We start from the raw sequence: 5,320 nt of genomic DNA, 5'->3' as shown, positions 1-5,320 counted from the left end.
TCTTTTCTTGCATCATAATATCTCTAAAATTATTTTATAATAGATATAAGTATATGCTCTAATTCTACATTAATTTTATTAGAAATTACTTTTTATTATGAATAAATACTAATACTCAATATTTATTAAATGAAGTCCTCTGGCCGGAGCCTTAGTTCTCACTCCGTACATTTCCCCATTCTTTAAAGAAAGAGTAAAATCTTCTAAAGAAAGCTTCCCTACACCAATGTCCCATAGAGCACCCATTAAATATCTAACCATATATCTCAAGAATCCTTCTCCTTGAATTTTTAAGTAATAGATATCTGTATTGAATGTTAGAAAGTTAGACTTCTCAATTGAGCACTGTAAGATTTTACGATGTAGAGTACCAGGATTAGGTCCAGGAACACAAAAGCTCTTAAAGTTATGATCCCCAATTAAAATATTACAAGCTTCTTGAATTTTTTTAAGGTTTAACTCTTTTGGAAATGTATACGTAGAATCAAAGAAGGCTGCATTTTCATTCTGATTAATTGTGAAGTAATAATGATATTCTTTAAACTTAGAGTCTCGATTTACGTTAAAGTCTTTATGAATAAATTCACTCTTTATAACTTTAATATCACTTGGAAGCATCGAATTCATACCAGTAGTTAAAATATCTGGTTCAATCTCTCTTGGTAGTGTGACCTTTAAAACCTGTCCGCTAGCATGCACACCTGCATCAGTTCGACTTGCAGCAATTACTTTTGATACCTTATATCTAGATATCTTTGATATGACTTTTTCTACATGATTTTGAACTGTTTCTTCATGTTTAGCCTGAGACTGCCAGCCGTAGTAGTGAGTTCCTTTATAAGAAAGTATTAACTTATATATAAATTCTGAGGTTTCTTCCATAGATTCTATAGATATCATGATATTTAAGGTTTGTAGTAGAATTCTTCTAAATCAGGTCCCAAATCTCTTCATCACTTAAAGGAGTGTGAAAACTATGATCATCAGAGCTAATTGATTTATCCCGATGATCTAAACCATAAATATATTGATCAAATAGCTTCTTAAAACTACGACCAGAATATCTCTCTAAGTCTAGACGAAAGTCTTCTGAATCAATTACTGTGTATTTTCTATTTTCAAAATATTTCTTCAAAAATTTCTTAAAGCTTTTCCCTTGACTCTTTTTTAGTAGAGAATCTAAATAGAAAATGAATGAACGTCCACTTTTATAAGATCGGATATCTGACTTTCTATTATAAACACTTTGATTACCTAGATTCATGGAAACATAATTCATTCTCACTCTGCCAAAACTAAATAATTTATTAAGTGTATAAAAGTCTCTCCAACTAGCTACTGCTTCATCAACCCAGCCAGCATTCCCATTAGCTGGCATAACAGCTCTTGCAAAGTAATTGTGCTGTAACTCGTGCCCTATAGCGAACCAACCAGAAGTTGCTGCCCCAGCATATTCCATCCCACCTTTCCACTTCCCATCAGCGTAAAAAGTAAGCTCTGGATGGGGCCAGGGCCCATAGTCACCTTCAAGCTCTCTCAAAACTTTGATAACCTTCTTTTTTACCTTTCTACTTAATCTCATCATTTTAGAATAGATAGTAACAGGAAAATCTCTCCCATTTCTAAGCCTAGACTCATAAACAAACTCTAGTACTTTAAATTTATTTTTTGGTACTAAGTGAAAGTATAGAGATGATGATGTGAAATATTCAGGGTAAGTGAAGTGAAAAGTGTTCCCACTTGTTTCAACAAGGTGACCATTAGTAAATAAGCGATGCTTCTTACTACTACCAATAATCTTTATGAGTATCTCCATCTTATATTGGTCATACTCATAATTGGTAGGGATATACCTTTCAAGGAAGTGCCTATCTCTCATATCCTTATTAAAGAACCCTACAGATACATTTCCTCTTCCAAACTTCACACCTCTTGATATAGGAGTCACGATACGAACTGTATAAGTACCTGGAGAGAGCTCTCTATTAATTATTCGAACCTTACTTTCAAATCCTGGAGTATTGATTTCAATATCCCCATAACCTACCCCATCCATTATGACACTACTTGGTTTTCCTACAATATCAAAAATAGGATAACCTTTCTCTCTAATCTCAAACTCTATTGTTGCGATAGAAGTAGACTTCTTAGACATTAAATCAAATGATAAATTGTACTTAGCATTTATAAAATCAATCCATATAGCTTTTTTATCGTCAACTATGAATGATGGAGGAGCTTTATCTAATCCAGCATAAGAGCTAGATATATTTAAAACCAATATGAATATTAACGACCTTAAATAGAACATAATTCTCATCTAGTTAGAACATTACGGATTAAATTAAATCCAAAAGCTCTTGTTTACTTAGTACTGGATGATAGTGATCATCCTCACTTATTATTGATTTATCCTTAGAACTATTACCAAAAATATATTTATTAAACGATAGGTCTAAAGTTTCTCCATAATAATTTTCAAGATCTAACTTAAAGTCATTATTTGAAATAGTTGTATACTTTCTATTTTGATAATAAATTTTTAAAAACTTTTTAACACTTTTTCCTGGAACGCGCGAAAATAGTGAATCTAAATAAAAGATAAAATCACTACCATTTGTGTAAGACATCTTAGGTGTTACCCTTCTATAAGGGCTATGATTTGCTAAATTTGCTCCCGAACGTCTGTTACGAGATCTACCTACAGGAATGAGGTCATTACTCTTGCTATTATTCTTAGCGGACTTTAAATAGTTGTCTCTCCAGCTGGCAACTGCTTCATCAATCCAACCAGCATTTCCATTAGCAGGCATAACTGATCTTGCAAAGTAGCTATGCTGTAACTCGTGTCCAATAGAATAAAATGCTGATGTAGCCGCTCCAGCGTACTCCATTCCACCTTTCCACTCTCCATCTCCGTATAGTATTAATTGAGGATGAGGCCAAGGACCGTAATCTCGCTCTAACTCTCTTAAAACAGAATCAACTTCTTTCTTCATTTTTTTATTAAATCTATTAGTTTTAGAATAAAGTGTTACTGGAAAGTGACTACCATTAGAAAGCTTTGATTCATATGTATAGCTTATGACCTTAAACTTATTTTCAGGCACAAAATGAAAAAATAGAGATGAAGATGTAAAATACTCAGGGTAAGAGTACTTATAATAGTTATCAGATTTCTGAACTAAGCTTCCATTTGTAAATAAGCGGTGAGATTTTCTTGCTCCAAGTACTTTCAAAGAGAGTTCAATCTTATATTGGTCATACTCATAATTACTTGGAATATATTTTTCTAGAAAGTTTCGATCTTTTAAATCACTCATAAAGAAAGCTGCTGAAACATCTTTACGACGAAATTTAATACCATTTACGATATTATTCTCAATTTTTAATGTATAACTCCCCGGAAGGAGTTCTTTCTTTATAATTCTAACCTTACTTTCTCTATCTGGAGTTTTTATCTCACTTTGAGAATATCTTACTCCATCAATTGAAACACTTCTTGGCCCTATATCTAAGTCGAAAATAGGATATCCTTTTTCAGCTAGTTCAAACTCAATAGTAGATACTGCTGATGCCTTCTTATTATTAATATCAAATGTTAAATCATACTTGGCCTTTATAAAATCAACCCACACGGCTCTCTTTCCACTAGAGCTAAAAGATGGTGGAGCTTGCTCAATACCAGCAAAGGCTGAGCTTAAACCAAGTATTAGAACAATTGCTGACTTCTTAAGTAAGTCCATATAAACCTCTGTAAACGCGACAATATAAACGCACCGTATCATAAATTAGAATTAGTTGCGATGAGCTTGAAAAATGTATAGAGGGTTATTAGTACTATGGCAGATAAACAGGAGTTACCTGCCAGAAATATTAGATATTTAGTCTTTAATGAGTTTAACGTGAATCGCGATTGGTCCCTTAGGTCCTTGACTCATTTGATATTCTACATTGTCACCTTCGTAGAGTCTTACACCGCCTAAAGCAGTAGAATGTACAAATAAGTCCTCTTCGTCGGCATCAGGCTCTATAAAACCAAAACCTTTTTCTTCTTCATAGAATTTTACAACTCCAGTTAAAATTCTACCTGCAACTATTTTCTTATTCTTCTTTTTCTCTACGGCTTCACCCCAAACTATTTCAGTTATAGATTCAACCTTATCTCCCTTATGGATCATTTCAAGTTTCTCAATGACTGCGGCTTTAGTTTTGGCAGAAACAATTAAGTTTGCTCTCTTTCTCTTTTTAGTTTTAACTGTATCGTACTTAACACTTATAACTGTAAATTCTGGCATATATCCTCTTTATTATATAATTCTAAATTTTATTCCGACACTACAACCTAACAGGCTGTAATAAAAGAAACTAATAGAACCATATAACATTTATAAATGAGGAAATCACCAATTTTAAGCTGTATCTAGTTGATAATACTTCTAAATTCATTCTTTAAGTTTAGGTCTTTCTTTAGGCCTAGGTGGCTCTTTAACTGGAACTTCTTTTGGTTGCTCAGGAGGTACTTCAACAGGAGTCCTATCTGGTGCACCAGGAGGAACCTCTCTAGGGACTGAAGGCTTACTTGGCCTAGGTTCTTTAGAGGGATGGTTTGGCTTATTTGGATTATTTTTTGGATCTTCTTGATTCATTCTCATATAAACTCCTTTAGTATAAATAAAACTTAAGTTCTTTACCGCTTTTAGAGAACTTTAACTTTTTCGAAGTGTACTCTTCCCCATCAAGCTTCAAAGGTAATTCTGTTTCTGATTGAATAATCAGTTCCTCTAAGTCTTCAGTAATTATTTTCGATTCTTTTAAATCAGTAATACTATCACTCTGTTGAATTTTTAAAATATCTGCTAGTGACGATGCTAACTCTTTAGACTCTAGTGTTAAAAAATTAAATGTCTCTTTAAACAGAGGGCTAATATGTGGAGAAACCTTAACTCCCCCTCCCGCGTATAGACCTTGTGAAATAATGAATCCATTTGTTAAAATAACTCTCTTATTAGATGATTTAGTTTTGAAGGTTATTTCGTACTCCTGTGGAGATAAAATTTCATCTAAAGCTCCAACATAGTAACTCAACTTCCCTGTAACATTCTTTAGAATATCAGAGCCACTCTCAGTAATTAGGGCCAGAGCTCCACCCGTTGCTACGTTAATGAAATTCTTACTATTACAACTCATTATTGGAATGGTAACAGTGGGAGAATTATTTACTATATCCTTAACTATACTCACTTCAGGTTGAATCGGATTAAGACTTAAAGATCTTGCGAAATCATTCGCTGTCCCAAGAGGAAAGTATATTACTTTA

The 5,320-nt window shown here is 33.2% G+C and carries 6 protein-coding genes; all 6 read right to left on the bottom strand.

Annotation, left to right across the window (positions count from 1 at the left end):
• Positions 1 to 108 precede the first annotated feature (108 nt).
• Positions 109 to 882 carry a tRNA pseudouridine(38-40) synthase TruA gene (truA, locus tag ABX784_RS15240; protein ID WP_372655921.1) on the bottom strand — a complete coding sequence of 258 codons (774 nt, stop codon included), beginning with the start codon at positions 880 to 882 and terminating at the stop codon, positions 109 to 111.
• Positions 883 to 928: 46 nt separating this feature from the next.
• On the bottom strand, positions 929 to 2,311 hold the full coding sequence (locus tag ABX784_RS15235; protein WP_372655920.1) for a hypothetical protein: 1,383 nt from the start codon (positions 2,309 to 2,311) through the stop codon (positions 929 to 931).
• A 28-nt stretch (positions 2,312 to 2,339) separates the two neighbouring features.
• Complete coding sequence (locus ABX784_RS15230; RefSeq protein ID WP_372655919.1) at positions 2,340 to 3,746, bottom strand: hypothetical protein; 1,407 nt, start codon at positions 3,744 to 3,746, stop codon at positions 2,340 to 2,342.
• A 138-nt stretch (positions 3,747 to 3,884) separates the two neighbouring features.
• A complete protein-coding gene (locus ABX784_RS15225; RefSeq protein WP_372655918.1) occupies positions 3,885 to 4,298 on the bottom strand; it encodes a cold-shock protein in 414 nt (137 codons plus the stop codon).
• A gap of 147 nt (positions 4,299 to 4,445) precedes the next feature.
• A complete protein-coding gene (locus tag ABX784_RS15220; protein WP_372655917.1) occupies positions 4,446 to 4,655 on the bottom strand; it encodes a hypothetical protein in 210 nt (69 codons plus the stop codon).
• A gap of 10 nt (positions 4,656 to 4,665) precedes the next feature.
• Positions 4,666 to 5,320, bottom strand: a 655-nt coding sequence (locus ABX784_RS15215; protein ID WP_372655916.1) for a diacylglycerol kinase family protein, incomplete at its 5' end; no start/stop codon positions are given.

Source organism: Halobacteriovorax sp. (assembly GCF_041587335.1).
Classification (GTDB): Bacteria; Bdellovibrionota; Bacteriovoracia; order Bacteriovoracales; family Bacteriovoracaceae; genus Halobacteriovorax.
Note: the sequence above shows the minus strand (reverse complement) of the source record. Positions and strands in the feature narration are given on the sequence as shown.